This is a genomic window from Bacillus sp. C30 (assembly GCF_040838255.1).
Lineage (GTDB): Bacteria > Bacillota > Bacilli > Bacillales > Bacillaceae_G > Bacillus_A > Bacillus_A mycoides.
On sequence record NZ_JBFPJH010000488.1, the window covers coordinates 1 to 2,010 of the forward strand.

Below are 2,010 nucleotides of genomic sequence, written 5' to 3' on the forward strand. Positions count from 1 at the left end.
TTATTAGCCTTCACCAATCGGGCTGCCCGTAAAAGCCCGATTGGTGAAGGCTAATAATCAGTGGGGGGTTGTGAAAATGCGGGTGAAATTTCAAATGAGTGCAGGAATAATAGCAGTACTCATTTAAGATATTACCATCATTCGAATTGAAAAATATTGAACATAGGAGTGAGTGAAAATGGCATATTTATTACAAGTTGACTTTCCGTTTGAAGGTCCTTTTGGAGAAGAAATGGAAAAAGCATTTTGGGATTTAGCAAAAAGTATTAATGAAGAAGAAGGATTCCATTGGAAAATATGGACGGAGAATCAAGAAACGAAAGAAGCTGGAGGCATCTATGTATTTGAAGAAAAACAAGATGCTGAAAAATATGGAGAAATGCACAAGAATAGACTTCAAACATTCGGTGTTAAAGATATTAGAGTAAGAATTTTTCACATCAATGAAAAGTTAACTAAACTGAATCATGGTTATAGTAAATAATAAAGGACACGTAATTCCACCAGTCGGAGCAATCGTAAAAAAGAGGGGATAATCCCTTCTTTTTTGAATTCTTCCTTTATAAAAAAATCCCTATATAAATAGGGATTCGTGTATCGGTATATAGTTCCTTGGAAAAGGTTGTACTAAGTCTAACATATGAGAGTTCTTACATTTGTGAAATTGACGTGAAAGTACTGCGAAAAAAGTTGTACTGAAATAGTTATTTATAAAAAGGTACGCCCCTTACTGGGAGGTAAGGGGCACAGGAAATGCAAATTTATTTGTAATTTGCTAAGTTGATTATAACATATATACCCATCTATACATGTTGCAAGATTATGAACATAACTATTATTTAGTAACTAGGAGTAACGGAAGTTGTATGAATTAAGTTATTTTTAAAGGAATATAACAGTAAAATGCGAGAAGAGACCTGATAACAGGTCCGTTTTTGTTATTGCTTTGGCGTATAATAAATAATGTTGTTTCTCGCGTATCGATACGGGACAAATAGAGGGAATATCTCATCGCTATCCTTTCCTATCAATCTACAGAAAGAGTAGCGTGTTTTTTTATTTTAGGGGCATCTCTTTTTATTAGTTTGATACCGATGTGACAATACACCTTTATTGTTTTTCAGACTTCGCTTGTTCTAGAATGTATGCTTCTTCTTGTTCCGGTGTCGCTAATTTGTATGCTTTACCAGTGCTGTTATTGTCCCATTCCCATAATAAATTATGCTCCTCAACCGATTGAGAGAAATCGCCTTCATACCAGCGAACCAAAATCTTGAGGTACTGTTCTTTATGTTGTAAGGTTCCACCATTACTTTCATCAATTGCTCGACGTACTTTTTCGATGTTTTCTGGAGTCATTTTAATAAATCCTTGCTTTTCGTGAGATAGTACTTTTTGATGAGTCATTTTGTGCATTGCATTGATTATATGACGATCAGAATTGAGGTCAAGTATTACCTCGTCCCCTTTAATTCTCTGAGTCTGCTTGTCCTTAACGTCTGAACCTGCATACGTACCAACTTTGTAACCAGTAAAAATACCAACTGCTATAGCAATAACTAAGCTTGATGTGATTTTAATCCACTTTTTCAAACCTCGTCCCCCCTTTTATTGAAGTGTACCATAAAAGAAGAGCTGTATATCGCTATCTAACTGTGTGATCTACATTAAGCATCATTATCAGTAGTCAATGATGCTTAAAGTTTTCGTTCTGGGGGGAATTAAAAATCATAGCTTGAGGGCGCTACCCCATCACCATCAAGCTATGAAAAGTAAATACTTCAAAACGAAAATATAAGCAGTTTTCTTTCAAAAATACATGTGATTTTTAGCCTGGGTTGAGACTTCGAAATATTGTGCATTCACATTAAATAACAAACATGAAAAGGACTTTAAATTTAATTGGCAGGATCTCTTTCTTTTACAAGATCTTCGATGTTATTTGCTTCTTTGATTTCTTTTGACGATAACCAATTTTCATTTATTGTCCCTGTCTTATTGGTTAAATAG

At 34.5% G+C, this 2,010-nt stretch carries 2 protein-coding genes; one reads left to right on the top strand and one right to left on the bottom strand.

Going from position 1 to position 2,010, the window contains the following annotated elements:
- The first annotated feature begins 178 nt into the window (after positions 1 to 178).
- Positions 179 to 484: a monooxygenase gene (locus tag AB3X49_RS22065; protein ID WP_201065265.1), complete on the top strand. Its 306-nt coding sequence runs from the start codon at positions 179 to 181 to the stop codon at positions 482 to 484.
- Positions 485 to 1,110: 626 nt separating this feature from the next.
- Here AB3X49_RS22065 and AB3X49_RS22070 read toward each other — a convergent pair.
- A complete protein-coding gene (locus AB3X49_RS22070) occupies positions 1,111 to 1,593 on the bottom strand; it encodes a PRK06770 family protein (RefSeq protein ID WP_367964747.1) in 483 nt (160 codons plus the stop codon).
- Positions 1,594 to 2,010: the final 417 nt, after the last annotated feature.

Bases quoted from the DNA above. Each gene is read 5' to 3' on its own strand.
- AB3X49_RS22065 (WP_201065265.1), top strand. From the start codon at position 179: ATGGCATATTTATTACAAGTTGACTTTCCGTTTGAAGGTCCTTTTGGA.